This window comes from Paraburkholderia kururiensis, from assembly GCF_034424375.1.
In the GTDB taxonomy this organism is placed as follows: domain Bacteria; phylum Pseudomonadota; class Gammaproteobacteria; order Burkholderiales; family Burkholderiaceae; genus Paraburkholderia; species Paraburkholderia kururiensis_A.
The window spans coordinates 6,561,289-6,587,791 of sequence record NZ_CP139965.1; the positions used below are offsets into that span (position 1 = coordinate 6,561,289).

The 26,503-nt window shown below is 66.8% G+C and carries 20 protein-coding genes; 12 read left to right on the forward strand and 8 right to left on the reverse strand.

The genetic code is table 11. The annotated features are described in order from the left end of the window. Nucleotides 1–4 precede the first annotated feature (4 nt). Entirely contained in the window at nt 5–655 is a 651-nt protein-coding gene (locus U0042_RS29265; protein ID WP_157977832.1) for a hypothetical protein, read from the forward strand. Nucleotides 656–692: 37 nt separating this feature from the next. Here U0042_RS29265 and uvrA read toward each other — a convergent pair whose 3' ends face one another. Then, nucleotides 693–6,596 (reverse strand): excinuclease ABC subunit UvrA, encoded by a 5,904-nt coding sequence (gene uvrA / locus U0042_RS29270; RefSeq protein ID WP_114811295.1) that lies wholly within the window; start codon nt 6,594–6,596, stop codon nt 693–695. 256 nt (nt 6,597–6,852) lie between these two features. On the opposite strand from uvrA, the gene U0042_RS29275 reads away from it, so the two are divergent. The 4 genes from U0042_RS29275 (at nt 6,853) to U0042_RS29290 (ending at nt 11,836) form a co-directional block, all read left to right on the forward strand. Next, nucleotides 6,853–7,797: a LysR family transcriptional regulator gene (locus U0042_RS29275; RefSeq protein ID WP_114811294.1), complete on the forward strand. Its 945-nt coding sequence runs from the start codon at nt 6,853–6,855 to the stop codon at nt 7,795–7,797. A gap of 248 nt (nt 7,798–8,045) precedes the next feature. Then, nucleotides 8,046–8,996: a hydroxymethylglutaryl-CoA lyase gene (locus U0042_RS29280; protein ID WP_114811293.1), complete on the forward strand. Its 951-nt coding sequence runs from the start codon at nt 8,046–8,048 to the stop codon at nt 8,994–8,996. After that, entirely contained in the window at nt 8,993–10,228 is a 1,236-nt protein-coding gene (locus U0042_RS29285; protein WP_232833394.1) for a CaiB/BaiF CoA transferase family protein, read from the forward strand. The genes U0042_RS29280 and U0042_RS29285 overlap by 4 nt, the downstream gene beginning before the upstream one ends. Nucleotides 10,229–10,363: 135 nt before the next feature. Further along, a complete protein-coding gene (locus tag U0042_RS29290) occupies nt 10,364–11,836 on the forward strand; it encodes an MFS transporter (protein WP_114811291.1) in 1,473 nt (490 codons plus the stop codon). A gap of 64 nt (nt 11,837–11,900) precedes the next feature. On the opposite strand, the gene U0042_RS29295 is transcribed toward U0042_RS29290, so the two are convergent. From U0042_RS29295 to U0042_RS29305, 3 genes are all read right to left on the reverse strand, one after another. Beyond that, nucleotides 11,901–13,718, reverse strand: coding sequence for a chloride channel protein (locus tag U0042_RS29295; RefSeq protein ID WP_114811290.1), 1,818 nt, complete (start codon nt 13,716–13,718; stop codon nt 11,901–11,903). 19 nt (nt 13,719–13,737) lie between these two features. Next, nucleotides 13,738–14,151, reverse strand: coding sequence for a MarR family winged helix-turn-helix transcriptional regulator (locus tag U0042_RS29300; protein WP_114811289.1), 414 nt, complete (start codon nt 14,149–14,151; stop codon nt 13,738–13,740). A gap of 76 nt (nt 14,152–14,227) precedes the next feature. After that, entirely contained in the window at nt 14,228–15,412 is a 1,185-nt protein-coding gene (locus tag U0042_RS29305) for an HPP family protein (RefSeq protein ID WP_198665319.1), read from the reverse strand. A 360-nt stretch (nt 15,413–15,772) separates the two neighbouring features. Between U0042_RS29305 and U0042_RS29310 the strand changes: the two genes are divergently transcribed. Continuing rightward, entirely contained in the window at nt 15,773–17,464 is a 1,692-nt protein-coding gene (locus U0042_RS29310; protein ID WP_114811288.1) for a phospholipase C, read from the forward strand. Between the two features lie 145 nt (nt 17,465–17,609). Further along, complete coding sequence (locus tag U0042_RS29315) at nt 17,610–19,061, forward strand: cytochrome-c peroxidase (RefSeq protein WP_114811413.1); 1,452 nt, start codon at nt 17,610–17,612, stop codon at nt 19,059–19,061. Nucleotides 19,062–19,101: 40 nt separating this feature from the next. Here the strand turns inward: U0042_RS29315 and U0042_RS29320 are convergent, their stop codons facing one another. After that, a complete protein-coding gene (locus U0042_RS29320) occupies nt 19,102–19,410 on the reverse strand; it encodes a hypothetical protein (protein ID WP_017777403.1) in 309 nt (102 codons plus the stop codon). Nucleotides 19,411–19,659: 249 nt separating this feature from the next. Between U0042_RS29320 and U0042_RS29325 the strand changes: the two genes are divergently transcribed. Next, nucleotides 19,660–20,112, forward strand: coding sequence for a DUF1810 domain-containing protein (locus tag U0042_RS29325; protein WP_114811412.1), 453 nt, complete (start codon nt 19,660–19,662; stop codon nt 20,110–20,112). 91 nt (nt 20,113–20,203) lie between these two features. Here U0042_RS29325 and U0042_RS29330 read toward each other — a convergent pair whose 3' ends face one another. Both U0042_RS29330 and U0042_RS29335 read right to left on the reverse strand, forming a co-directional pair. Continuing rightward, nucleotides 20,204–20,740: a cytochrome b gene (locus tag U0042_RS29330; RefSeq protein ID WP_114811287.1), complete on the reverse strand. Its 537-nt coding sequence runs from the start codon at nt 20,738–20,740 to the stop codon at nt 20,204–20,206. A 90-nt stretch (nt 20,741–20,830) separates the two neighbouring features. Beyond that, entirely contained in the window at nt 20,831–21,166 is a 336-nt protein-coding gene (locus tag U0042_RS29335) for an ArsR/SmtB family transcription factor (RefSeq protein WP_114811286.1), read from the reverse strand. Nucleotides 21,167–21,249: 83 nt separating this feature from the next. Here U0042_RS29335 and U0042_RS29340 point away from each other — a divergent pair, with 83 nt between their 5' ends. Then, a complete protein-coding gene (locus U0042_RS29340) occupies nt 21,250–22,290 on the forward strand; it encodes a cation diffusion facilitator family transporter (protein ID WP_114811285.1) in 1,041 nt (346 codons plus the stop codon). A gap of 69 nt (nt 22,291–22,359) precedes the next feature. Here U0042_RS29340 and U0042_RS29345 read toward each other — a convergent pair whose 3' ends face one another. Next, nucleotides 22,360–23,409, reverse strand: coding sequence for a sulfonate ABC transporter substrate-binding protein (locus U0042_RS29345; protein ID WP_114811284.1), 1,050 nt, complete (start codon nt 23,407–23,409; stop codon nt 22,360–22,362). Nucleotides 23,410–23,664: 255 nt separating this feature from the next. Here U0042_RS29345 and U0042_RS29350 point away from each other — a divergent pair, with 255 nt between their 5' ends. Genes U0042_RS29350 through U0042_RS29360 form a run of 3 tightly spaced genes read left to right on the forward strand, consistent with a single transcriptional unit; the run spans nt 23,665 to nt 26,495 of the window. Next, nucleotides 23,665–24,426, forward strand: a complete 762-nt coding sequence (locus U0042_RS29350) for a GntR family transcriptional regulator (protein WP_114811283.1) — start codon at nt 23,665–23,667, stop codon at nt 24,424–24,426. Nucleotides 24,427–24,459: 33 nt separating this feature from the next. After that, nucleotides 24,460–26,199, forward strand: a complete 1,740-nt coding sequence (locus tag U0042_RS29355; protein ID WP_114811282.1) for a fumarate reductase/succinate dehydrogenase flavoprotein subunit — start codon at nt 24,460–24,462, stop codon at nt 26,197–26,199. 41 nt (nt 26,200–26,240) lie between these two features. After that, nucleotides 26,241–26,495, forward strand: coding sequence for a 4Fe-4S dicluster domain-containing protein (locus U0042_RS29360; protein ID WP_114811411.1), 255 nt, complete (start codon nt 26,241–26,243; stop codon nt 26,493–26,495). The last annotated feature ends 8 nt before the right edge of the window (nt 26,496–26,503 follow it).

Here is a 26,503-nt window from a genome sequence, read left to right on the forward strand (position 1 = left end):
GCGCATGCCCATCCTCGACGCCTCGCGCGCCGCTTGCTGCTTTTCATCCGATACCCCGAATCCATTTGTAAGTTTCTGGAAAACGGGGATACTACAGTTGTCGAGAATGATTCTCAATACCTTGGTTTCAAAAAACCATCTACGAGTTGAACGAAAGCCTTCAACGCGCTGCGCGCAGCACGCGTCGCGGCACGGCGCGTCACTCGCCTGCTGCCTGCTTCGACGCGGCTTTGCGCCGATGCCGGAAGAAATGAACGAGCGCCACGGCGGCCAGCACGCATATCAAGACATTGCCGACAGGAAACGTCACGAGGCCCAGCCAGCCCAGCATGCCCATCGTTCCGAGCAGCTCGCCGAAGTCATGCCCCAGGATCACGCAAGGGTAAAAGCCTGCCTCGTCGAGCCTGCAACCGTTCGCCGTCGCGACGACTCCCGCGATCACGACCGGGATGAACGGCGAAACCGTGAAAAGCGCAATGAGCGCAAAAGCCAGCAGATAGCGTTTGAAAAGCGTCATGCGATGAACCTCGAAGTCGTCGCGCCGGCCTTCTTGCGGCGGATTGCAGCGCCGATTCCGGCGCTACGTCGTGCTGTCGATTTCTGCGCCTTTTCCTTGTTTCCGCTCCATGCCGCGCATTCGAGCCGCCCGACTTGAATGCGCATGGCGACACCGCGTCACGCGGAGCACCGCCTCAACCCTCGCCGCCCGCCGCGGTCCCCCGCACGCCCTCGCCGCGCGCCAGCACCGGCCGCAGCGCCGCGCCCGTATGGCTGCCGGCAACGCGCGCGAGCCCTTCCGGGTCCGCCGCGGCCACAATCGCGCCGCCGCCCACGCCGCCCTCGGGCCCGAGGTCGATGATCCAGTCGGCTTCCGCGATCACGTCCAGATCATGCTCGATCACGACGACGCTATGCCCGCCGTCCACGAGCCGGTGCAGCACGCGGATCAGCTTCGCGACGTCGGCCATGTGCAGCCCGACCGTGGGTTCGTCGAGCACGTAGAGCGTGTGCGGCGCCTTCTGCCCGCGCCGCGTGACGTCGTCGCGCACCTTCGAGAGTTCGGTGACGAGCTTGATGCGCTGCGCCTCCCCGCCCGACAGCGTCGGCGACGGCTGGCCGAGCGTGAGGTAGCCGAGCCCCACGTCCTTCATCAGTTGCAGCGGATGCGCGATGTTCGTGACCGCCGAGAAGAACTCGACCGCCTCGTCGATCTCCATCGTGAGCACTTCGCCGATGTTGCGTCCGCGCCAGCTCACGGCGAGCGTTTCGGGATTGAAGCGCTGGCCGTGGCACACGTCGCAGGGCACCTTCACGTCGGGCAGGAAGCTCATGCCGATAGTGCGCACGCCCTGCCCTTCGCACGCGGGACAGCGCCCGTCGCCCGTGTTGAACGAGAAGCGCGAGGCCGTGTAGCCGCGCGCCCGCGCCTCGAGCGTCTCCGCGAACAGCCGGCGAATCGCGTCCCATACGCCGATATAGGTCGCGGGACACGAACGCGGCGTCTTGCCGATCGGCGTCTGGTCCACTTCGAGCACGCGGTCGATGCTTTCCCACCCCGTGATCGAATCGCACCCTTGCCATGCGTGCTCAACGTCCACCTTCGGGCGAACCGCCGAACGCGCGAGCACGCTGGACCGCCTTGCGGCCATCGCGTTCTTCTCACCACCGTCGCGTTTGCCACCTTGCGCCGCCTTGCGCGCCCGCCGTTGTGCAGGCGACGAGAGCACCGAGCGCCCCACGGCGTCGAGCATGTTGGCCATCAGCACGTCGCGCGCGAGCGTCGATTTGCCCGAGCCGCTCACGCCCGTAATCGCCACGAGCCGCGCCAGCGGAATGGGCACCGTCACGTCGCGCAGGTTATGCAGCTTCGCGCCGTGCACGGTGAGCCAGTTCAACGGCGGCGCGTCGGCGGCCGTCGCTTTCGTCCTCGCGCCGGGCGCCGCCACCGGCCGCCGCGCCTGCAACGGATGCACCATCGGCTGCGCGAGGAACTGCCCCGTCAGCGACTCGGGATGCGCCGCGAGATCCGCCACGCCGCCCTGCGCGATCACGCGTCCGCCGCGTTTGCCCGCGCCGGGACCAATGTCGATGATGTGATCCGCTCGGCGAATCGTGTCCTCGTCGTGCTCCACGACGACGAGCGTGTTGCCCTTCTCGCCGAGGCTGCGCAGCGCGTCGAGCAGAATCTGGTTGTCGCGCGGATGCAGCCCGATGGTGGGTTCGTCGAGCACGTAGCAGACGCCTTGCAGGTTGCTGCCCAGTTGCGCCGCGAGCCGGATGCGCTGCGCCTCGCCGCCCGAGAGGCTGGGCGCCGCGCGGTCGAGGCTCAGATAGCCGAGCCCCACTTCCTCCAGGAATTGCAGGCGGCTGCGGATTTCGCTGATCACGTCGCGCGCGATTTCCGCATCGCGCCCCGCGAGTTCCAGCGTCTCGACCCACCGACGCGTGTCGGCCACCGTCCATTGCGCGACGTCCACGATGGCGTGTTCATCGAACGTCACCGCGCGCGCCACGGCGTTGAGGCGCGTGCCGCCGCACTCGGCGCACGGCTCCTCGCCCATGCCTTCGGGCTCCAGTTCCTCGGAGGGCAGCGTCTGTTCGCGGCCGCGTCCGTCGTCGGCGGTGATGGTGTCGTCGTAGGCCGCGCGTTGCTCGCGCGTGAGCGAAAGGCCCGTGCCCACGCACGACGTGCACCAGCCGTGCTTGCTGTTGTACGAGAACATGCGCGGATCGAGTTCGGGATAGCTCGTGCCGCACACCGGGCAGGCGCGCTTCGTGGAGAGCACCTTCACGGTGCCGATGCGCGCCGTCGGCTTGCCGTTGCCCATCGCGCGGTGCAGCCCGTCGAGCGGCGCAAGCAGATGCACGACGCCCTTGCCCGCTTCCAGCGCCGCGTCAAGCGCGCGGCGCAGTTCCGCTTCGCGTTCGGGCGCAATCACGAGGTCGGCGACGGGCAGTTCGATGGTGTGCTCGCGGAAGCGGTCGAGCTTCGGCCACGGGTCCACGGGCACGAACTCGCCGTCCACACGCAGGTGGCTGTTGCCGCGCGCCTTCGCCCACTTCGCGAGGTCCGTGTACACACCCTTGCGGTTCACCACGAGCGGCGCGAGCAGCCCTACGTGCTGGCCGCGATGGTCGCGCATCAACTGCGCGGCAATCGAATCCACGCTCTGCGCCGTGACCGGCGTGCCGTCGTGGATGCAGTGCTGCACGCCCAGCTTCACGTACAGCAGCCGCAGGAAGTGCCACACCTCGGAGGTGGTGGCCACCGTGCTCTTGCGACCGCCGCGCGAAAGCCGCTGTTCGATGGCGACCGTGGGCGGAATGCCGTAGACCGCGTCCACTTCGGGGCGGCCCGCGGGCTGCACGATGGACCGCGCGTATGCGTTCAGCGATTCGAGGTAACGGCGCTGCCCTTCGTGAAAGAGGATGTCGAACGCAAGCGTCGATTTGCCGGAGCCCGACACGCCCGTAATCACGTTGAAGCGGCCGTGCGGAATGTCCACGTCGAGCGACTTCAGGTTGTGCTCGCGCGCGTTGACGATGCGCACCACGTCTTCGCCTTCCACGGCGCGGCGTGCGCGCGCGGCCTTCAGCGACTGCTGCAGCGGCAGGCCCTGCTCGCGCGCCTCCAGCGTGCCGAGCGCCTCGTCGTATTGCAGCAGCGCGAGGCCCGTATGCGAGCGCGCGCAGGCTTTCACGTCGTCGGGCGTGCCCGCGCACACCAGCTCGCCGCCCGCGTCCCCGCCTTCGGGACCGAGGTCGACGATCCAGTCCGCCGCACGGATCACGTCGAGGTTGTGCTCGATCACGATGAGCGAATGCCCGCGCGCCAGCAGCTTGCCGAAGGCCTGCATGAGCTTCGCGATGTCGTCGAAGTGCAGGCCCGTGGTGGGCTCGTCGAACATGAAGAGACGGCTCTCGCTCGACGTCTGGCCGCCGCGCGTGGGCGCCGTTTCGGCGAGGAAGCCCGCGAGCTTGAGCCGCTGCGCCTCACCGCCCGAGAGCGTGGGCACCGGCTGGCCGAGCTTCACGTATTCGAGGCCGACGTCGACGATAGGCTGCAACACGCGCAGCACTTCCGCGTCGGCGGCGAACAGCTGCGTGGCCTCGCTCACCGTGAGGTCGAGCACGTCCGCAATGGAAAGCGCGCGGTCGCCGCGCGCGATCTTCACTTCGAGAATCTCGGCGCGGTAACGGCTGCCGTCGCAGTCCGGGCAGCGCAGATACACGTCGCTCAGGAACTGCATCTCGACGTGCTCGAAGCCCGAGCCGCCGCACGTCGGGCAACGGCCTTCGCCCGAGTTGAAGCTGAACATGCCCGCGCCGTAGCCGCGCTCCAGCGCGAGCGGCGCCTTCGCGAACAGCTTGCGGATTTCGTCGAACGCGCCCACGTAGCTGGCCGGATTCGAACGCGCCGTTTTGCCGATGGGCGACTGGTCGACGAACACGGCATCGCTGATGGCTTCCACGCCCTTCAGCGCGCGATAGGCGCCCGGCGATTCGGTCGCCTTGCCGAGATGGCGCGCGAGCGCCGGGTACAGCACATCCTGCACGAGCGTCGATTTGCCCGAGCCCGACACGCCCGTCACGCACACGAGGCGCTGCAACGGCAGCTCCACCGTCACGTCGCGCAGGTTGTGCTCGCTCGCGCCTTCCAGCACGAGGCGCGGCGTGCTGCTTTCCACCGGACGGCGCGCCCAGCGCGAGGCGTCGGCCACGTGCCGCCGGCCGCTCAGGTAGTCGCCCGTGAGCGTGCCCGAGCCGCGGATGTCGTCGGGCGTGCCGTCGTAGATGATCGTGCCGCCGCACTCGCCCGGCCCCGGTCCCATGTCGATCAGGCGGTCCGCCGCGAGCATGACCGAGGGGTCGTGCTCCACCACCACGAGCGTGTTGCCCGCGTCGCGCAGCCGGTGCATGGCTTCCACGATGCGGTTGAGGTCGCGCGGATGCAGCCCGATGCTGGGCTCGTCGAGGACGAACAGCGTCTTCGTAAGCGACGTGCCGAGCGCCGTGGTGAGGTTGATGCGCTGCACCTCGCCGCCCGAGAGCGTGCGACTCTGGCGGTCCAGCGTCAGGTAGCCGAGCCCCACGTCGCACAGATACTTGAGCCGCGTGCGCACTTCGGCGAGCAGCAGCTTCAGCGCGTCGTCGAGCAGCGCCGAAGGCAGCGTGAGGTCGTCGAAGAAACGCCGGATACGCTTGATCGGCAAGAGCATCAGGTCGTGCACCGTGAGGCCCGGCAGCGCTTCGAGCTGCGCGCGCTGCCACTTCACGCCATGCGGCAGAAAGCGCGCGTGCGGGTCCAGCACGGCGTCGGCGTTCGGCTTGCTGCCAAGGCGCCATTGCAGCGATTCGGTCTTGAGCCGCGCGCCGCCGCACACCTCACAGGGCGTGTAGCTGCGGTACTTCGAGAGCAGCACGCGGATGTGCATCTTGTACGCCTTCGACTCGAGGTAGCCGAAGAAACGCTTCACGCCGTACCACTGCGTCTGCCACTTGCCGGTCCACTCGGGCGAGCCTTCGATCACCCAGTCACGTTCGGTCTGCGTGAGCTGCGACCACGGCACGTCGCGGCGAATGCCGGCCTTCGCGGCGTAGCGCATGAGGTCGTCCTGGCATTCCTTCCAGGCGGGCGTTTGCAGCGGCTTGATGGCGCCGCCGCGCAGCGTCTTGCGCTCGTCGGGAATCACGAGGCCCCAATCGACGCCGATCACGCGGCCAAAGCCGCGGCACGTCTCGCAGGCGCCGTAAGCCGAGTTGAACGAGAACAGCGCCGGTTGCGGGTCCGCGTAACGCAGGTCGCTTTCGGGGCAATGCAGGCCCGTGGAGAAGCGCCAGATTTCGGGCGGCTGCGTCTCGCCCGCAGTCGCAGCCGCGTCGCCCTCGCGCACCACATAGACGTTCACGCGACCGGCGCCGCGCTTCAGCGACGCCTCGATGGCCTCCACCACGCGGCTCTTCTCCACGTTCTGCAGACGGAAGCGGTCGGCCACCACGTCGAGCATCTTGCGCTTGCCCGCCGCGGTCTCCACCTCGCGCTGCGCCTGCACGCGCGTGTAGCCGCTCGCGGAGAGCCACTGCGCGACCTCCTCTTCGGTGGTCGAGTCGGGCAGCTCGACAGGGAACGTCACGACGAGGCGCGGGTCGTCCGCCGCGGTGCGCGCGCGCAGTTCCGCATAGATGGTTTCGGGCGTGTCGTGGCGCACCGGCAGCGCGGTCTCGCGGTCGAACAGGCTCGCGGCGCGCGCGTAGAGCAGCTTCAGATGGTCGTTGAGTTCCGTCATCGTGCCGACCGTGGAGCGCGAACTGCGCACCGGGTTGGTCTGGTCGATGGCGATGGCGGGCGGCACGCCGTCCACGCGGTCCACCTGCGGGCGGTCCATGCGGTCCAGAAACTGGCGGGCGTAGGCGCTGAAGGTCTCGACGTAGCGGCGCTGGCCTTCGGCGTAGAGCGTGTCGAAGACGAGGCTCGACTTGCCCGATCCCGAAGGACCGGTCACCACCGTCATCTCGCCCGTACGCAGGTCGAGGTCGAGGTTCTTGAGATTGTGCTGACGGGCGCCGCGAATGCGGATGGTTCGGTTATCGCTCACTGGGGCAGATATTCCGGCTGATCAAAATGTGGGACCGGGACGGCGGCGAGGGCACGGGCGCTGGAGTGCGCCATGCGCGGAACCGGGGCGCCGTCCGCGGGTGAGTGTCAAATTCTACTGTATGTTTATACAGCACATGCAGCGGCCCGCCAGGCTTGGTTGCGGGCGGCCGGCGACGGTGAAATCCCGCCTGGGCGCAGGCCGGTTCGCGTGATAGATTCAGCGCTCCCCTCGCCCCGCCCTCGAGTTTCGCGCCATGTGGCAGATCGATCAGACGTCGTTGCGCCTTTTCATCGCCGTGTGCGAAGAAGGCACGATTGCGCGCGCGGCCGAGCGCGAATTCATCGCGCCCTCCGCGGTGAGCAAGCGGCTCGCGGACCTCGAAACGCTCTGCGACGTGGCGCTCGTCTCGCGCAGCCCGCGCGGCGTGCGGCCCACGCCGGCCGGCGAAGCGCTGCTGCGCCACGCGCGGCTCATCATGCGCGGCCACGAACGGCTGCAAGCCGAACTCGGCGAGTACGCCGCGGGCGCGCGCGGGCACGTGCGGGTGCTCGCGAATGCGTCGTCGCTGGTCGAGTTCCTGCCCGAGGCGCTCTCGGCGTTTCTCCAGGCCAACGAGCGCATTCGCGTGGACGTGGAAGAGCGCGTGAGCGCCGAGATCGTGCGCGGCGTCGACGAAGGCGTGGCCGACATCGGCATCTGCCGCGACTTCGTGGCCACGGGCGGGCTCGACGTCATTCCGTATCGCTCGGACCATCTCGCGCTCGTCGTGCCGCGCGATCATCCGCTCGCGCACCGCACGGGAATCGGCTTCGAAGAAACGCTCGCGTACGACCATCTGGGTCTCGCTTCGAACGCGTCGCTCAATGCGCTGATGCAGCGCATCGCCGCCGAAAAGGGACATGAGCTGAACTACCGCAGTTTCGTGTCTTCGTTCGATGCGGCGTGCCGGTTCATCGAGGCCGGGCTCGCCGTGTCGATCCTGCCGCTCGAAGCCGTCGCGCGGCGCGGCGGTTCGCTCTCGGCGTCAGGCGATGGCGGCGAAGGCGGCCAACGTGGCGAAGCGGCGCGTTCGCGCATCGTCGCCGTTCCGCTGCACGACGCCTGGGCCGAGCGCCGCTTCGTGATCTGCGTGGGCGAGCGCGCCGCGTTGACGCTGGCGGCCGCGCGTCTTGTCGATCATCTGCTGGCGACGCGTTGAGCGGTCGAGCCGTTCAGGCGGTGGCGCGCGCACACGCCTCCGCTGACGGCGCTGCGCGAGGCGCGCCACACGTCACGCGCCCCAGGCAAACTCCGTAAGGGTTTCTCCCGCCGCGCCTGCAAGCGCCGCCGCAGCGGCGCGCGCGGCCATCGCCGCCCACGATGGCCGGCATCGCCAACCGCGTCTTGTCGCGCCGCCCGTCCCGCGGCACGCTTTCACGCACCCTATCAACGACACGGAGCATTCCGATGGATTCACGCCCCGAGCGTGTCATCGTCATGGAGGTGGGCCTGCGCGACGGCCTGCAAAGCATCGCGCGCACCATGCCCACCGACGCCAAGAAGCGCTGGATCGACGCCGCCTACGCCGCGGGCGTGCGGCACATGGAAGTGGCGTCGTTCGTGCCGCCGAAGCTGCTGCCGCAACTGGCCGACGCCGCCGACGTGGTGGCCCACGCCCTCGGCTACGCGGACCTCGTCGTGACCGCGCTCGTGCCCAACGTGAAGGGCGCCGAACGGGCGCTCGAAGCGGGCGTGCATCGCATCGTCGTGCCCATTTCGGTGAGCGCCGCGCACAGCCAGGCGAACGTGCGCAAGACGCCCGACGAAATGATCGCGGCCTTCGCCGACATGCGCCGTCTCAGCGAAGGCCGCGCCGAACTGGTGGCCGGGCTTTCCACGGTATTCGGCTGCACGCTGCAAGGCGACGTGCCGCGCGCAGACGTGGCGCGCATCGTGCGGCTCGCGCTGGATGCGGGCGCCGACGTCATCTCCCTTGCCGACACCACGGGCATGGCCACGCCGCGCCAGGTGGACGAGATCATCGACCTTGCGCGCGGCATCGCGGGCAGCAGGTTGCGCGCGCTGCATCTGCACGACACGCGCGGGCTCGCGCTCGCCAACGCGCTCGTCGGGCTTCAGCACGGCATCCGCGAATTCGATGCGTCGCTTGCGGGCCTGGGCGGCTGTCCGCATGCGCCGGGCGCAACGGGCAACGTGAATACCGAAGACCTCGTGTTCATGCTGGAAAGCATGGGCTACGACACGGGCATCGATCTGCCCGCCCTGCTCGCTTCGCGCAGCGTGCTGGCCGACGCACTGCCCGGCGAGCCGCTCTACGGCTACCTCGCGCGTGCCGGTCTGCCCGCCACGTTCGGCGCGCCACGCGCCGCCTCGTCTCTTACGCACACCGCGCCATGACTACCGCTTCCGCATCGCCTCCCATGCCGCTCGCCGGCATCCGTGTCGTCGAGCTTTCGCACATGGTGATGGGCCCCACGTGCGGCATGATTCTGGGCGACCTGGGCGCCGAGGTCATCAAGGTCGAGCCGCCGCGCGGCGACAGCACGCGACGCCTGATCGGCACGGGCGCCGGCTTCTTTCGCACCTTCAATCGCAACAAGAAGAGCGTGACGCTCGATCTCGATACCGAAGCCGGGCGCGACGCGCTGCGCAAGCTCGCGGACACCGCCGACGTGTTCGTCGAGAACTTCAAGCCGGGCCGCATGGCGAGTCTCGGGCTCGACTACGCCGCGCTGAAGGCGCGCAATCCGAAGCTCATCTACGTCTCGCACAAGGGCTTTCTCGCGGGCCCGTACGAGCATCGCCTCGCACTCGACGAAGTCGTGCAGATGATGGCGGGCCTCGCCTACATGACGGGCCCCGCGGGCCGTCCGCTGCGCGCGGGCAGTTCGGTCAACGACATCATGGGCGGCATGTTCGGCGCCATCGGCGTGCTGGCCGCGCTGCACGAGCGCCACGCAACGGGCCGCGGCAAGGACGTGCAGAGCGCGCTCTTCGAAAACTGCGTGCTGCTTTCCGCGCAGCACATGCAGCAATACGCGGCCACGGGCGCGGCCCCGGCGCCCATGCCCGAACGCATCAGCGCATGGGCGGTGTACGACGTGTTCACGCTCGCGCGCGGCGAACAGATGTTCATTGCCGCCACGGGCGACGCCCAATGGCGCGCGCTGTGCACGCTGCTCGACCGGCCCGATCTGCTGGCCGACCCGCGTCTGGCCGGCAACAACGACCGCGTTCGCGCGCGCAGCTGGCTGCTGGCCGAACTCGCGACCACGCTCGCCACGCGGGAAGCGGCGGAACTGGCGCCGCTGTTCGAGCGCCACCACGTGCCCTTCGCGGCCATCACGAAACCGGAAGAACTGTTCGACGACCCGCACCTGATCGAAAGCGGCGGCCTCGCGCCGCTGCAACTCGACGACGGCAGCGAGACGCGCATGCCGCTGCTGCCGCTTGCCCTCGACGGCGAACGCCTGCCGCCGCGCCTGCCCATCGCGAAGATCGGCGAGCACACGCACGACGTGCTGCGCGGGCTCGGCTACAGCGACGAGCAGATCGATGCGCTAAGCGGTGCAACGAACGAAGCAGCGAATGGGATGGATGGGACGGACGGGACACGGCACGCGTCGTGATTCCCGCCATTCCAGCGGTGTGCGTGCAGTTGAGGGGTTGACGTCCTCACAACGGCTCAACCGCGCCACCGCACAGCCTGCGGCCCCGGCGTCACCGCATGCCGAGGCGCCACAACAACATCAAGGAGACAGACGATGAAATCGTCGAGCCATGCCGCGCTCGCGGCCCCACCCATCACGCGCGACGGCGGCGCCCTCGCTCATGACGAAGCCGCAGACGCACCCGCAGACATCGCCCACGACGCCGCGCTCATTTCCGCACGGCTCGACCGGCTGCCCGCCACGCGCAGCATCTGGAACCTCGTAGCGCTGCTGAGCCTCGGCCTCTTCTTCGAACTCTACGACCTCATGTTCTCGGGCTACATCGCGCCGGGCCTCGTGAAGAGCGGCATGCTGAGCGCCACCACGCCAGGCCTCTTCGGCACGAGCGGCGTGGCGAGCTTCATTGCGGCGCTGTTCGCGGGGCTCTTCATCGGCACGGCGCTGTGCGGCTTTCTCGCGGACCGCTTCGGCCGGCGCGCGATCTTCACGTGGTCGCTGCTCTGGTACACCGCGGCCAACGTCGTGATGGCGTTTCAGGAGACGGCGTTCGGTCTGAACCTGTGGCGCTTCATTGCAGGCATCGGCATCGGCGTGGAGATCGTCACCATCGGCACGTATATCTCCGAACTCGTGCCGCGCCACGTTCGCGGGCGTGCCTCTGCGTGCTCGCAGGCCGTCGGCTTCTGCGCGGTGCCCGTGGTCGCGTTTCTCTCTTACCAGCTGGTGCCGCGCGCGCCGTTCGGCGTCGCGGGATGGCGCTGGGTCGTGCTGATCGGCGCCGCGAGCGCCATCGCCGTGTGGTGGATTCGCAGGCGGCTGCCCGAAAGCCCGCGTTGGCTCGCGCAACAGGGCCGTATCGAAGAAGCGGCGCACGTGATGGCGCGCATCGAAGCGCGCGTCGAAAAAGAATACGGACGCCCGTTGCCGGCGCCCGCCATGCCCGCGCCCGTGCGGGCCAGCGGCCGCTTCGCCGATCTGCTCGCGGCGCCCTACCGCGGACGCGTCGCCATGCTGATCGTGTTCCACGTGTTCCAGACGATGGGTTACTACGGCTTCGCGAACTGGATTCCGACGCTGCTCGTCAAGCAGGGCATCACGGTGACCACGAGCCTCATGTACGCGAGCATCATCGCGATCGCGGCGCCGCTCGGGCCGCTCGCGGGTCTCGTCATCGCGGACCGCTTCGAACGCAAGACAGTGATCGTCTGCATGGCGGCCGTGAACGTGGTGTGCGGGCTGCTCTTCAGCCAGGCGCGCGAGACGGTGCTGCTCGTGAGCCTTGGCGTGTGTCTCGTGCTGGCGGGCAACATCATTTCGTACAGCTATCACGCGTACCAGGCGGAACTCTTTCCCACCAGCATGCGCGCCCGCGCGGTGGGCTTCGTCTATTCGTGGAGCCGCGTGTCGGCCGTGTTTTCCGCGTTCGTGATCGCGGCGTGCCTGAGACACTTCGGCGTGAACGGCGTGTTCGTCTTCATCTCGGGCGCGATGGTGGTCGTGATGTGCGCCATCGGAGTCTTCGGACCCCGAACGAAAGGCGTGGCGCTCGAGGACATTTCGGGTTAGCGCCGGGCTTCGTCGACAAGCGTCTTGCGCAGGCCGGCTTCGCCGTCACCGGCCTGCGGCTACGTCAAGGCCGCCGCGACTGCCCGAGCGGCGCGAGCCGCCGGCGCGCCACCACCGGCGCGATGCGGCGGAAGCGCTCGCGCTTGTGCTCCTCGTCGAAGAGCGCAAGCGAAGGCTTGACGAGGTCGCTGCGCGAAACGATGCCCACCAGCTTGCGCGATTCACGGTCCGTTACCACGGCGAGCCGCTCCAGACCATGCACGGCGAGCCGCGTGGCGACGAGCCGGCACGTTTCCTCGCGCAAGGCCGTGACGAGCTGCCGGTCGCGCAACGCGGTGTGCAACGGCGCGTCGGGGCCGTACTTCGTCGTGTCAGCCGCGAACGTATCGAGCAGCGCACGGTCCACCATGCCGACGAACACGCCGTCCTTCTCGACCACGGGATACGCGCGGTGCGTCTGCATCGGCCCGAAGTACGAGGCGAGCGCGGCGGCCACAGTCAGGTCCGCGTCGATGGTCTCGACTTGCTGCGTCATCACTTCGTCGACGTAATGACGTTCCAGCGGGTCCACGCTGTATTCGCGGTAGATGTGATAGCCGCGTCGCGCGATCTTCTCCGTCATGATGGAGCGCCGCATGACGACGGTTGCGAAGCCGTGCGCGATGAGCGTCGCCGCGAGCAGCGGCAGCAGCGCGTTGGCATCGTGCGTCAGACCGAACGCGAACACGATGGCCGTGAGCGGCGCGCCGAGCGTGGCGCCCAACGTCGCGGCCATGCAGACGAGCGGCCACAGCGCGGCATCGTGACCGGGCAGCACGTGGCCCAGCACGACGCCGAGCCCGGCGCCCAGCATCAGGAGCGGCGCGAGCACGCCGCCCGACGTGCCGGAGCCCAGCGCGATCACCCAGATCACGGCCTTCACCACGAGAATCGCGATAGCGGCCTGCAACGCAATGTGCTGATGAAGCAGGTCGCCGATCACGTCGTAGCCCACGCCGAGCGCACGCGGCTCGAAGAATCCGCCGATGCCCACCACGAGGCCCCCTATCGCCGGCCACCACATCCAGTGCAGCGGCAACTCGCCGAACAGGTCTTCGATCTTGTAGAGCGCGGCCGAGAGGCCCGCGGCCAGCACGCCGGAAAGCAGTCCCGCAAGCAGGCACCAGAGCAGCGCCTGGGTGTCGGCGGGCGCGGTCTGCAACGCGAAGAGCGGACCGGTGCCGAAGAACAGCGCGCGCGCAAAGCCGGCTACGGCACACGCAAGCGCCACGGGAATGAAGCTGCGCGGCCGCCATTCGAACAGCAGCAGTTCGACCGCGAGCAGCACCGCCGCGAGCGGCGTACCGAACACCGCGGTCATGCCCGCCGCGGCGCCCGCGACGAGCAGCGTCTTGCGCTCCGCAGCCGTGAGCTTCACGCACTGCGCGATGAGCGAACCCAGCGCGCCGCCCGTCATGATGATCGGACCTTCCGCGCCGAACGGCCCGCCGCTGCCGATCACGATGCCCGACGAAAGCGGCTTCAATACCGCCACCTTCGGCGACATGCGGCTCTTGCCGAACAGGATGGCTTCGATGGCCTCGGGAATGCCGTGGCCGCGAATCTTGTCGGACCCGAAGCGCGCCATGAGCCCCACCACGAGACCGCCCGCCGTGGGCACGAGCACCACCCACAGGCCCAGCGTGTTGTGCGCGGGCGAGCGGTCGGCAAAAGAAAGGCTGCCGAAGAAGAACAGGTTCGTAAACAGATGGATGAGACTCAGCAGCACGAACGCGGCCAGCGTAGCGAGCGCACCGGTGCAGGCGGCGATGGCGCAGATCACCGGCAGTCTCGCGTTCGCGGAGAAGTCGCGCTTGTGGGTGTGGATCAGGGCGGTGCTCATGCTCGTGGACAGGCAAGTTTCAAAGATCGATGTTCGGCACGCGGAACTGGCCTTCCAGCGACTTCAGTTCGGCGCGATGCAATTGCGCGAGCTTCGCGAGCACGCGCTCGCCGGCCTTGCGCAGATGCACTTCCACCTGGCGCCGGTCGCTTTCGCTCGTTCTGCGCTCGACCAGATCGAGCGCCTCGCAGCGCGACACGAGCGCCACCATGCCGTGATGCTGCGTCTGCAAACGTTCGGCCAGTTCGCCGATGGTGGCCCACTCGCGCCCCGGAAACCCTTTGATGTGCAACAGCAGCAGGTACTGCAGCGGCGTAATGCCTTCGCTCTGCGCGGCCTGTTCGGAGAAACGTTCGAACCGGCGCATCTGATAGCGGAATTCCGAGAGCTGCTCGAAATCGGCTTTCGCAAGCGCTGGAAGCTTCTTGTTCATTGACTGCGACTTCCATGACGAAACGGCCAATATATCATTTCTTGATATATTGGCCCGGCCCCGTGAAGGGGGAAACTCAGGCGGCGAGACGCTGCTCGCGCGAGCTCTGCCGATACAGCCCGGCGATCAGGTCCGCCTGCGTGATGATGCCGGCCAGCCGGCGCTCGTTGTCCAGCACGGGAATATGGTGGTGCCCGTAGTTGGCGAACACGGGCACGAGGTCCGCAATCGGCGTGGACACATGCACCGTGTGCACGCTGCGGCTCATCAGCGAACCGGCCGTGACGGCGCGTTGCGCAGCCGGCGCGCGCCCACCGAAACCAGGCACGAGCGCCACGCCTCTGTCCCACCATCCCGCCGGTTTGCGCGGCCTCGCGCGGGCCAGGTCCGCACGCGTGACGATGCCGGCCACGTGACGGCGTTCGTCCATCACCGGCAGTGACTTGATGTTGTATCGCTCGAGCCGCTTCAGCGCGGCCCATGCGGACGTTGCGGGCGAGACCGTCACCACGTCGCGCGACATCACGTCGGCGCAGGTCAGTTCGTCGAACGAGCGGCTCCATGCCTGCAATTGCACGTCGCGCAGCAACGCTTCGAGGTCGCCCGTGTCGATGTCGAGCAGTTCGCTGCGCCCGCGCAGTACGGCTTCCAGATCGGCGCGCGCGAAGGTCTGCGCGGGCGCGGGCACGCCGGGCGCGCGCACGGGCTGGTCCTGCTTCGGCGCCGCGTGCGGATAACGGTGGCCCGTGAGGTTGTGATAGACGATCGCCGCGCCCAGCAGTACGGCCGACTGCGTCGCGATGGGCGCCAGCACGAAGCCGTAGCCCAGCGCATGAATGGCCGGGCCGCCCAGCACCGCGGTGAGCGCCACCGCGCCCGAAGGCGGATGCACGCAGCGCAACGCGAACATCGCGCAGAGGGCAAGCGCCACCGCCGTGGCCGCCGCGTACACCGGATTGGCGATGAGGCTGGCACACGTCACGCCCACCACGGCCGACACGAGGTTGCCGCCCATGATCGACCACGGCTGCGCAAGCGGACTGGCCGGCACGCCGAACAGCAACACGGCGGAAGCGCCCATGGGCGCCACGAGCAGCGGCACGTCGACGTCGGAGGCGGGCAACAGCAGCCGCATCGCCGTGCCGGTGAGCGCAATGCCGACGAGCGCGCCCACGGCGGAGCGCACACGTTCGGACCAGCGAATGGCGACAGTGGCGGGCATGAAGCTGGCGAACCAGCGGGCAACGACAGAACGGGACACGGCTTGAACCAGTGAGAACGAACGGAGCGCACGAAGCGACGAAGCCGGAAGGGCGTCCGAAAGACACGGCGCACGCGCCACCCGGCAGGGCCGCGAATTATATCTCGTTGTGATATATCGCGTCGCTATGTCGCGCCGCCGTGTCCATCTTCGTGCACCGGTCCGTTGCGCACGCCCACCCGCGCATGCTATGGCGCCCCCGCCCCTCCGAACGTCGTGACCCTTTCGTCAGATGGATGAAACCTGCCTGAAAGTGCAGTGCCCCGGGCCTTTCACAGGCGCATGTTTCAATCTGGCGCGATTCTGGAAGGTTCTGCAAGAAAGCCCATAACTCCACCCACCACGACTCGGGAGAATCGAATGTCTTTTCGCCAGGCCTGTGCTCTGACCGCCGCAGCCGCCGCCGGGGCCACGGCCCTCGCCCTTGCCGCCTGCAGCAGCAGCGGCAACGACGTCAACCAGACCGTCTCGAACCAGGACGCGCTGACGACGGCCACGCCGATCAAGCACCTCGTCGTGATCTTCAACGAGAACGTGTCGTTCGATCACTACTTCGCGACCTACCCGAGCGCGTCGAACCCGACCGGCGAACCGGCCTTCACGGCCGCCGCGGGCACGCCTTCGATCAACGGCCTCTCAGGCACGCTGCTCACGGCGAACCCGAACTTCACGAACACGGCGAACGGCGCGGGCGCGTCGAACCCGTTCCGTCTCGACCGCACGCAGGCGGCCACGGCGGACCAGAACCACGCCTACACCGCGGAACAGGAAGCCTACGACAACGGCCTCGCCGACCTCTTCCCGAAGTTCACGGGTAAGGGCACGAGCGGCGGCGCCGGCGCGTTCGGCACCACGGGCCAGGTGATGGGCTACTACGACGGCAACACCGTGACGGGCCTCTGGAACTACGCGCAGCACTACGCGATGAGCGACAACGCCTACACGACGAGCTACGGCCCGTCCACGCCGGGCGCGCTCAACGTGATCGCCGGCCAGACCAACGGCATGCAGGTGGTCGTCGCGAATACGGGGCCGGTCTCGGCCACAGCCACGTCGTCGTATTACGTGGACGACGGCCAGGGCGGCTTCACGATGATCAACGACGTCGATCCGGGCTTCGACGTGTGCTCGAGCACGACCAACGCCGCGATGATGACGGGCAAGAACATCGGCGACCTGCTCAACAGCGCGAACATCACGTGGGGCGGCTTCATGGGCGGCTTCGACCTGTCGCAGACGAACTCGAACGGCACGACGGGCTGCAAGCGCAGCACGCTCTCGACGGTCGTGAACGCGAGCACGGCCGACTACATTCCGCACCACAACTGGTTCCAGTACTACAAGTCCACGTCGAACCCGCAGCACACGCGGCCGAGCAGCACCGCCGCCATCGGTTCGAGCCTCGAGACGGACGGCAAGACGCCGGAGCCGGCGAACCACCAGTACGACGCGGACGACTTCTTCGCCGCGGTGAAGGCGGGCAATTTCCCGTCCGTGAGCTTCGTGAAGGCGCCGGCCTTCCAGGACGGTCACGCGGGCTACTCGGATCCGCTCGACGAACAGGCGTTCACGGCGAAGGTCGTCAACTTCCTGCAGCAGCAGCCCGACTGGAAGAACACCGCTGTGGTCGTGACGTGGGACGACTCGGACGGCTGGTATGACCATGCCTACACGTCGCCGACGCTCGCCTCGTTCCACCCGCTCGCCGACCAGTTGAACGGCGCGGGCGTGTGCGGCAGCGGCACGGCGCCGAACGGCGTCAACGGCAAGCCCGTGAACGGCCGCTGCGGCCCTGGCACGCGCATTCCGTTCCTCGTCATCTCGCCGTGGGCGAAGACGAACTTCGTCGACCACACGCTCATCAACCAGTCGTCGGTAGTCCGCTTCATCGAAGACAACTGGTTGAACGGTCAGCGTCTGGGCGGCGGGTCTGCGGACGCGAGCGCGGGCAGCATGATGAACATGTTCGACTTCACGAGCACGCCGAAGACGTCGCCGGTCTTTATCGACCCGACGCAAGGCACGGTGGTCGCCACGCCGCCGGCAAGCTGATCTGCCGAGGCTGTCGCCATCTAGCGATGAGTGAAACGCAAACCGGCCGCGAGGCCGGTTTGTCGCTTGAATCTCCGCCTGCGCCACTGCAGCCGCTGCGCTGCGCGCGCGGCGTTCCACCCCTCCGAGTCATTTGCCGCATCGAATCGTGAACGCTCCTTCCCTGCCGCAACCCAACGCTGGTTCTTCGAATAGCGCGAACGCCCGGTCGAAGGGCTCAGTACGCCGCGGTGCCGTACGCATCGTGCTCTACGCGCTTGCTGCGCTCGTGCTCGCCTCCATCTGGGCGCTCGTGTTTCCACAGCAGATGCCGGCCGCGATCGGCGAGTACGTCGAAACGCTGACGGGCGCGAATCCGCATCCCGTCACGTTGATGCGCCCCGCCGCCGCGCCGCTCAGTGCCGTCGCGCTGCTCGGCAAGCAGATGTTCTTCGATCCGCGGCTCTCGGCCTCGGGCCAGCAGTCGTGTGCGTCGTGTCATAGCCCGCAGCACGCGTACGGGCCGCCCAACGGACTGCCCGTGCAGCCCGGCGGCCCGCACATGTCGCTGCAAGGCGACCGCGCCGTGCCGTTGCTCACGTACCTCTATCGGCAGCCGAACTTCAGCATCGGCCCCGACGACGGCGAAGCCGAAACCACCGCGAGCCTCGCCGACACGGCCGCTCAGGCGGCCAGCACGCCGCGCGCGCAAAAGGTGGCGGGCACCGCGCCCGCGGCACCGGCGATGGTGCCGCAAGGCGGCCTGTTCTGGGACGGCCGCGCCGATACGCTGCAGGCCCAGGCCTATGGCCCGCTCTTCAATCCTGTGGAAATGGCGAACACGGACGTGAAGACCGTGGCGGCAAAAATCGCCGAGGCGCCCTACGCCGCCACGTTGCGCCAGCTGTTCGGACCGGCCATCTTCAACGATCCGGCGCGCGTGGTGTCCGAAGCGATGTTCGCGATTGCGCGCTACCAGGTGGAAGACCCGTCGTTCCATCCGTACACGAGCAAGTACGACTACTGGCTCGAAGGCAAGGTGCGGCTCACGCGCGCCGAAATACGCGGCCTGCACCTCTTCACCGACAAGAATCGCGCGAACTGCGCGGGCTGCCATCTGGCCGCGCCCGGCAAAGACGGGCTGCCGCCCATGTTCACGGACTACCAGTACGAAGCGCTCGGCGTGCCGCGCAACCGCGCGCTCGCCGTGAACCGCGACCCCGCGTTTCACGACATGGGCGTGTGCGGTCCGCATCGAACCGATCTCGCGAGCCAGACGCAATACTGCGGCATGTTCCTCACGCCGTCGCTGCGCAATGCCTCCACACGCCAGGCGTTTTTCCACAACGGCGTGTATCACTCGCTCGACGACGTGATGAAGTTCTACAACCTGCGCGACACGGACCCCGGCAAGATCTATCCGCGCGGCCCCGACGGCAAGGTCATGAAGTACGACGATCTGCCGGAGCGCTTCCACGCGAACATCGACGTGACGGACGCGCCGTTCGACCGCCATTTCGGCGAGCAGCCTGCCATGAGCGACGCGGACATCAAAGACATCATCGCGTTTCTCAAAACGCTCGACGACGGATATCCGCCGCAAACGGCGCAGAAATAAAACGGCGGGTGGTGTCTCGAATCGCGGACGGGCCGCGCGGTCAGACGTGCGGCAGATCGTCGATGGATTTTTCTACCGTACCGTTGGGCTCGTCGGTGTCGATGCCGTCGTGCCCGTCGGTATGCGAGACCGTCTTGATTTTCGGCCCCAGGTAGCGCGTGCCGCCCAGCGTGAAGAGCGACCACACGATGTTGCCGGCATGAATGGCGTTGACGACGTCGCCCACTTCCACGATCTGCGCTGAGGAAAGCGACGCATGCGATTTCGGATCGATGGCGGCCCAGCGCACGTGGGTCACGCGGTCCGTATGGGGATTGATGCGTATGCCGTCGATAGCAAACGTAGCCATATCCACCTCCGCTTTCTGATGAGGAAATCGGTCATGCGCCCGCGCAAAAGCGAGGCGCAGCATCTCTCATGATATGCGTACTTTCGCGGTATGGCGGCAGTGTTTTAGGGTTCCGTCCCTCAAGCGCGGGGCTACACGGCGCACGTCCAGGTGTGTAACGTAGGAAGCGGACAAAACCGCATCGCACTGTCACGTCCACACACGGCAATGCAGCGCGCCGGCCCGCCCGGCATGCAGAGGGAGATCACGATGGACGACAACACAGAACGCGACGACGCCTACGACCTGCAACGTTTCGTCGATGCGCAGGACCCCGTCTATGCCCGCGTCTGCGAGGAATTGCAGGCGGGCCGCAAACGCAGCCACTGGATGTGGTTCGTATTTCCGCAGTTCCAGGGCCTGGGCGACAGCGCCATGGCGCAGCGTTTCGCGATTTCGTCGCTGCCCGAGGCCGAGGCCTATCTGCGCCACCCCGTGCTCGGCCCCCGGCTGCGGCACACCACCGCGTTGGTGAACGCAGTGGAAAATCGGGCCATCGAAGACATCTTCGGCTACCCGGATTACCTCAAATTCCGCTCGTCGATGAGCCTCTTTGCGAAGGCCGCTACCGACAATGCCGTGTTTCTCGATGCGCTGCGCAAGTACTTCGAAGGCGAACCGGATGCCCGCACTCTCGCCCTGCTCGCCCAGCACGGCGCATAAAAGAAAGCGGTCCGTTCCCCGCGAAGGAAACGGACCGCTTTCGGTGCCTCGCCGTATCGGCTATCTACGTGGGTACGCGATCCTGCACGCGTTACCAGGTCATGCGTTGCAGCACCCGGTCCTTCAGCACGAAGCGATGGAACAGCGCGGCGCCCACGTGCATGCCGATCAACACGAGCAGCACCCATGCGAGCGCGCTGTGGATGTCGCCCATCGCGTGGCCTACGCTCGAACCCGTTGCGGACAGCGCGGGCAGCGGTATTGCGCCGAGCAGGTTCACGGCCCAACCCCGCGACGACGCATTGGCCCAGCCCAGCAGCGGCACGGCCACGAGTGCGGCGTAGAGCAGAAAGTGCGTGGCGCCCGAAACCGTATTGAGCAGCGGCGAAAGACTGGCGGGCGGCGGACGGTGCGTGAGGCGCCAGACGATGCGCAGCACCATGGCGGCGACCAGGGCGGCGCCTACGGCCAGGTGCCAGGCAATGAGGCCGACAGGCTGCGTGTCGCGATGCACCTCGGGCATCGTCCAGCCCAGTACGAACTGGGCGCAGATCAATGCCACGATGAGCCAGTGAAGCAGACGGGCCACCGGATCGTACCGGTCGGCGTCGGGTTGGATGTTGGTCATGAGTCACTCCCTGACAAATTGACAGGGACGCATCTTGCCCGATGTTTCTTACCGGTTGCTTAAGAAAATAATGCCCGCGGCATGCAAGGCTCAGACGTCTTTGTGGCCCTCGTCGAACTCGGAAGACAAATGCTCGCAGACGTGTTCCGTCATATCGTCGATCACGCGCTTCACGTGTTCGTCCGCGGCTTCGTAGAAGATCTGCTTGCCGCGCCGTTCGGCCCGCAGCACGCGCGCCGCGCGCAGCAGCCGCAGATGATGGCTCACGAGCGGCTGCGAGAGGCCGTGCTTCGCGGCGATATCCGAAACGCACATCGGCGCGCTCAGGCACGACGCGATGATCTTCAGGCGGCTGGGGTCGCCCATCAGCCGGAACATTTCCGCCAGTTCCACCACCTGGTCGTCGCTCAACTCGAAAGGCCGCATTCACGTTCCTCTGAAATCACATCAATAGATGTTTATATGTGTATATAATGCCCAGACCTCCAGTTTAGCCACGCACGCGTCCCATGGCACACCCACACTCGCACGACCACCATCACGGCGGCCACGACCATCCGCATGGCCATGCTCATGGCGATGAGCACGATCACGACCATGCGGGGCATCACGCCGCGCACGATCACAGCCACGCCGGCCACAACCATCTGCACGGCGTCACGGACCAGCATCGCATCGGCTGGGCGTTCGTCGTCATTGCGTTGTTCATGGTGGTGGAGGTGGTGGGCGGCCTGATGTCCGGCTCGCTGGCACTGCTCGCCGACGCGGGGCACATGGTAAGCGACGCCGCAGCACTCGGCTTCAGCTGGGTCGCCATTCACTACGGCAAGCGCCCCGCTACCGCGCAACTCTCGTACGGCTACAAGCGGCTCGAAATTCTCGCCGCCTTCGTGAACGGCTGCGCGCTCTTCGTCATTGCCGCATGGATCGTGGTCGAAGCCGTGCAGCGCTTCGCCTCGCCCGTGCCCGTTGCGGGCAAGACGATGATGATCGTGGCGATTGCGGGTCTCGCGTCGAACGTGGTGGCGTTTCTGATTCTTCACGGCGGCAACCGCGAAAACCTCAACGTGCGCGGCGCGTGGCTGCATGTGCTGGGCGACATGCTCGGGTCGGTCGCGGCCATCGTGGCCGCAGGCGTGATTCTGCTGACGGGCTGGACGCCCATCGACCCCATCCTCTCCATCTTCGTCGCCGTCGTGATTCTCAAGAGCGCGTGGGGCATCGTGCGGTCGTCGGCGCACATTCTGCTGGAAGGGTCGCCCGAAGGAACGGATCTCGCCGAGATCAAATCGGACCTCGAACAAAACGTGCCTCAGGTGCGCAACGCGCATCACATTCACGCGTGGTCCATTACCGGCGAGCAGCACATGGTCACGCTGCACGTGCATCCTGTGGAAGGTGCGCCTCACCGCGAGGTGGTGAGTGCCGTGCAGCGCCGGCTGGCAACGCGCTTCAACATCGACCACGTCACCGTGCAGATCGAAGAAGACGCGTGCATGGACGAACACGCGCACGAGCACGGCGGCACCGGCAGCAAGCACTGCCGCTAGTCATGGGAGTGCGCGGGCGGAACGTCGGGTATCCGCCCGCGCACAGCGGCTGAAATAGCGGCTGAAAACCTACGACGCTGCGTCGTCCCAGCGCGCCTGCGCCACGTCGAGCTTCTTCGGAATCAGCTTGAGATTCGTGAACGTATCGGCAATCTGCTGCTGATACGCAATGGTGGCCGCATCCACGCGTTGCACGCCATACGTGGTGCGCTTCAGCGCGAGTTCCAGCGTGGCCGTGTCGAGCCCCACCTGCGGCGAAAGCTGCGCCGCCACAGCCGGGATGTTGTCGCGCGCCCACGTGTCGATACGGCTCACTTCTTCCAGCAACGCATGCACGAGTTGCGGCTGCGCACTCGCGAATCTACGGCCTGCCAGGTAGTACTGCGTGTTGCGCACGAGCCCCTCGCCGTCCACGAGCACGCGCGCGTTCGCCTGGCGCTGCACAGCGGCAAGATAAGGATCCCAGATGACCCATGCGTCCACGCTGCCCTGCGTGAACGCCGCGCGCGCGTCCGCGGGAGGCAGATACGCGGGCACGATCTCCTGGTAGCCCACCTTCGCCTGTTCCAGCGCCTTCACGAGCAGGTAATGCACGTTCGAGCCGCGATTGAGCGCCACCTTCTTGCCGCGCAGATCGGCCACGGAGCGAATGGGCGAATCGTGCGGCACCACGATGGCCTCGGCCTTCGGCGCAGGCGGTTCGCTGCCGATGTAGACGAAATCCACGCCGCCCGCCTGCGCGAAGATGGGCGGCGTCTCGCCCACCGTACCCACATCCACCGCGCCCGCGTTGAGCCCTTCGAGCAGTTGCGGCCCACCTGGGAACTCGGTCCATTGCACCGTGACGCCGAGCGGCGCCAGGCGCTTTTCGAGCGCGCCGCTCGCCTTGAGCACGATGAAGTTGCCGTACTTCTGATAGCCCACGCGCAGCACCTTGCCGTTGCCTTGAGCGCGTGCATCGATGCTCGACGCAAGCGCCGCGAGGCCGCTCGCCATGCCCGCCGCGCGCACGGCGGCGAGTGTCGCCGTGCCCGTCAGCGCGTGCTTCAGCAGCGCGCGCCGTTGCGCGTTATCTGCGCGTGGTTCGATGTCGTCGTGTGATGAGTGATTCGCTGTCATGGTTCTATCGTCTGCTATGAGCGTGTTGGCAGGTATTTGGGATTGCGTGATGCCCGCATTCGAAGCGCCATCATGCGTGGCACATACGCGCACGGTCAACGCACCGCTTCCAGTTTTTTCTGCTATCCATTTCGCGTTCGCGCATATCGCAGACGTTCATCGCAAAAGCGCAGATCGATATCGGAAATGCTTCGTTTGAAGCACGCGTTGCGCTGGCTAGACTGCGAACTCGTCTTGTCATAACAAGTTCGCACCATGTCCACGCTTGCCGCAACACCTCCGCCCGCCAGGCTGCCGCCGCAGCCCCGCTACGCGCAGATCAAGGACGTATTGCGTGCGCGCATTCTGGACGGTACCTACGCGCCGCACGACCGCATGCCTTCGGAGCATGAACTCTGCACGTCGTTCGGCGTGAGCCGCATCACCGTGCGGCAGGCGCTGGGCGACCTGCAAAAGGAAGGGTTGCTCTTCAAGCAGCACGGCAAAGGCACGTTCGTTTCGCGGCCCAAGGCGTTCCAGAACGTGACGTCGCTGCAAGGGTTCGCCGAAGCCATGTCGTCGCTCGGGCACGAGGTGGTCAATCTCGTGCAGGGTGTGCGCGCATCGGGCGCGAGCGAGGCCGTTGCCGCGCGGCTCGCACTTCCGGAAGGCGCCCCCGTGGTAGAGATCCGGCGCGTGCGGCTGCTCGACCGCGAGCCCGTGTCCTACGAAATCACCTGGGTGCCCGAAGCAATCGGCAAGCGGCTCGCGAAGGCCGATCTCGCCACGCGCGACGTCTTCCTCGTCATCGAGAACGATTGCGGTGTGCCGTTGGGCCATGCCGACGTCGCCATCGACGCCACACTCGCGAGCGCCGAAGTGGCCAACGCGCTGAATGTCGATGAAGGGAGCGCCGTGCTGCGTATCGAGCGCCTCACGCACGATGCGAGCGGCGCTCCCGTCGATTACGAATTTCTCTACTTCCGCGGCGAAGCCTTCCAGTACCGGCTGCGCATCGACCGCGAACGGGCCGTATAACGAAAGCGTCCATTCATCCACAAGGCAAGCGTCATGAACACCCACGTACTCGAATACGACATCGTCGTGGTCGGCGGCGGCACGGCCGGCCCGATGGCCGCCGTCAAAGCGAAAGAACGCGACCCGACGCTCAACGTGCTGCTGCTCGAAAAGGCCAACGTGAAGCGCAGCGGCGCCATCTCCATGGGCATGGACGGCCTCAACAACGCGGTAATTCCCGGCCATGCCACGCCGGAGCAGTACACGCGCGAGATCACCATCGCGAACGACGGCATCGTCGATCAGTCCACGGTATATGCCTACGCGAAGCACAGCTTCGCCACGATCGAGCAGCTCGACCGCTGGGGCGTACGTTTCGAAAAAGACGCCACGGGCGACTACGCCGTGAAGAAAGTGCATCACATGGGCTCGTACGTGTTGCCCATGCCCGAAGGTCACGACATCAAGAAGGTGCTGTACCGGCAATTGAAGCGCGCCCGCGTGGCGATCACGAACCGCATCGTGGCCACGCGGCTACTCACCGATTCGCATGGCAACGTGTGCGGCGTGCTCGGCTTCGACTGCCGCACTGCGGACTTTTACGTGGTGCGCGCAAAGGCCGTCATTCTGTGTTGCGGCGCCGCCGGCCGCCTCGGCCTGCCCGCGTCCGGTTATCTGATGGGCACCTACGAAAACCCCACCAATGCCGGCGACGGTTACGCGATGGCATGGCACGCCGGTGCCGCGCTCGCGAATCTGGAGTGCTTCCAGATCAATCCGCTCATCAAGGACTACAACGGGCCGGCCTGTGCCTACGTCACGGGCCCGTTAGGCGGGTTCACCGCGAACAGCAAGGGCGAACGCTTCATCGAATGCGACTACTGGAGCGGCCAGATGATGTGGGAGTTCTACCAGGAGCTGCAAAGCGGCAACGGTCCCGTGTTCCTGAAGCTCGACCATCTTGCGGAAGAAACGATCCAGACCATCGAACAGATTCTGCATACCAACGAACGCCCCAGCCGCGGACGTTTCCACACCGGCCGCGGCACCGACTACCGCCGGCAGATGGTGGAAATGCACATCTCCGAAATCGGCTTCTGCAGCGGCCACAGCGCTTCGGGCGTACGCGTGAACGAACACGCGCAGACCTCCGTGCCGGGGCTCTACGCGGCCGGCGACATGGCCGCGGTCCCGCACAACTACATGCTCGGCGCGTTCACCTACGGCTGGTTCGCCGGCCAGCATGCGGCGGACTACGTGGCGGGCCGCTCGCATGCCCAGCTCGACGAGGCGCAGCTTGCCGCGGAACGCACGCGTATCTACGCGCCGCTCGAACGCGAAAACGGCCTCGCGCCCGCGCAGGTCGAATACAAACTGCGCCGCATGGTGAACGATTACCTTCAGCCGCCGAAGGTGACGCGCAAGATGGAAATCGGCCTCGCCCGCTTTGCGGCCATTGCCGACGACATCGACGCCATGAAAGCCCACAACGCACACGAGCTGATGCGTGCGGCCGAAGTGCGCGCCATTCGCGATTGCGCGGAAATGGCCGCACGTGCCTCGCTTTTTCGCACCGAAAGCCGCTGGGGCCTGTACCACCATCGCGTCGAGTTTCCGCAACGCGACGACCGCGACTGGTTCTGCCACACGGAGTTGTACAGGAACGCGCGCGGCGAGATGGCGTGCAGGAAGCGCCCGGTGGAACCCTACGTGGTGCCGTTGGCCGACAGCGAGCGCGACGCCTACCAGAAGCTGCGCATCGGCGCGAAGTCTGCGGAGACGCAGCCGGCCTGACCCTCGCCTTGCACTTCACGCACCACGTTATGGAGCACGCCATGCCTCTTTCATCGCACACCCCGCGCGACATTCTTCATCGCAGTGTCGCGCCCGTCACGATCGACGAAGACAAGTGCATCGCCGACAAGGGCTGCACGGTGTGCGTCGATGTCTGCCCGCTCGACCTGCTCGCCATCGACCTCAGCAAAGGCAAGGCCTACATGCAGTTCGACGAATGCTGGTACTGCATGCCCTGCGAGCAGGACTGCCCGACCGGCGCGGTGAAGGTGGACATTCCCTATCTGCTGCGTTGATGCGCCCG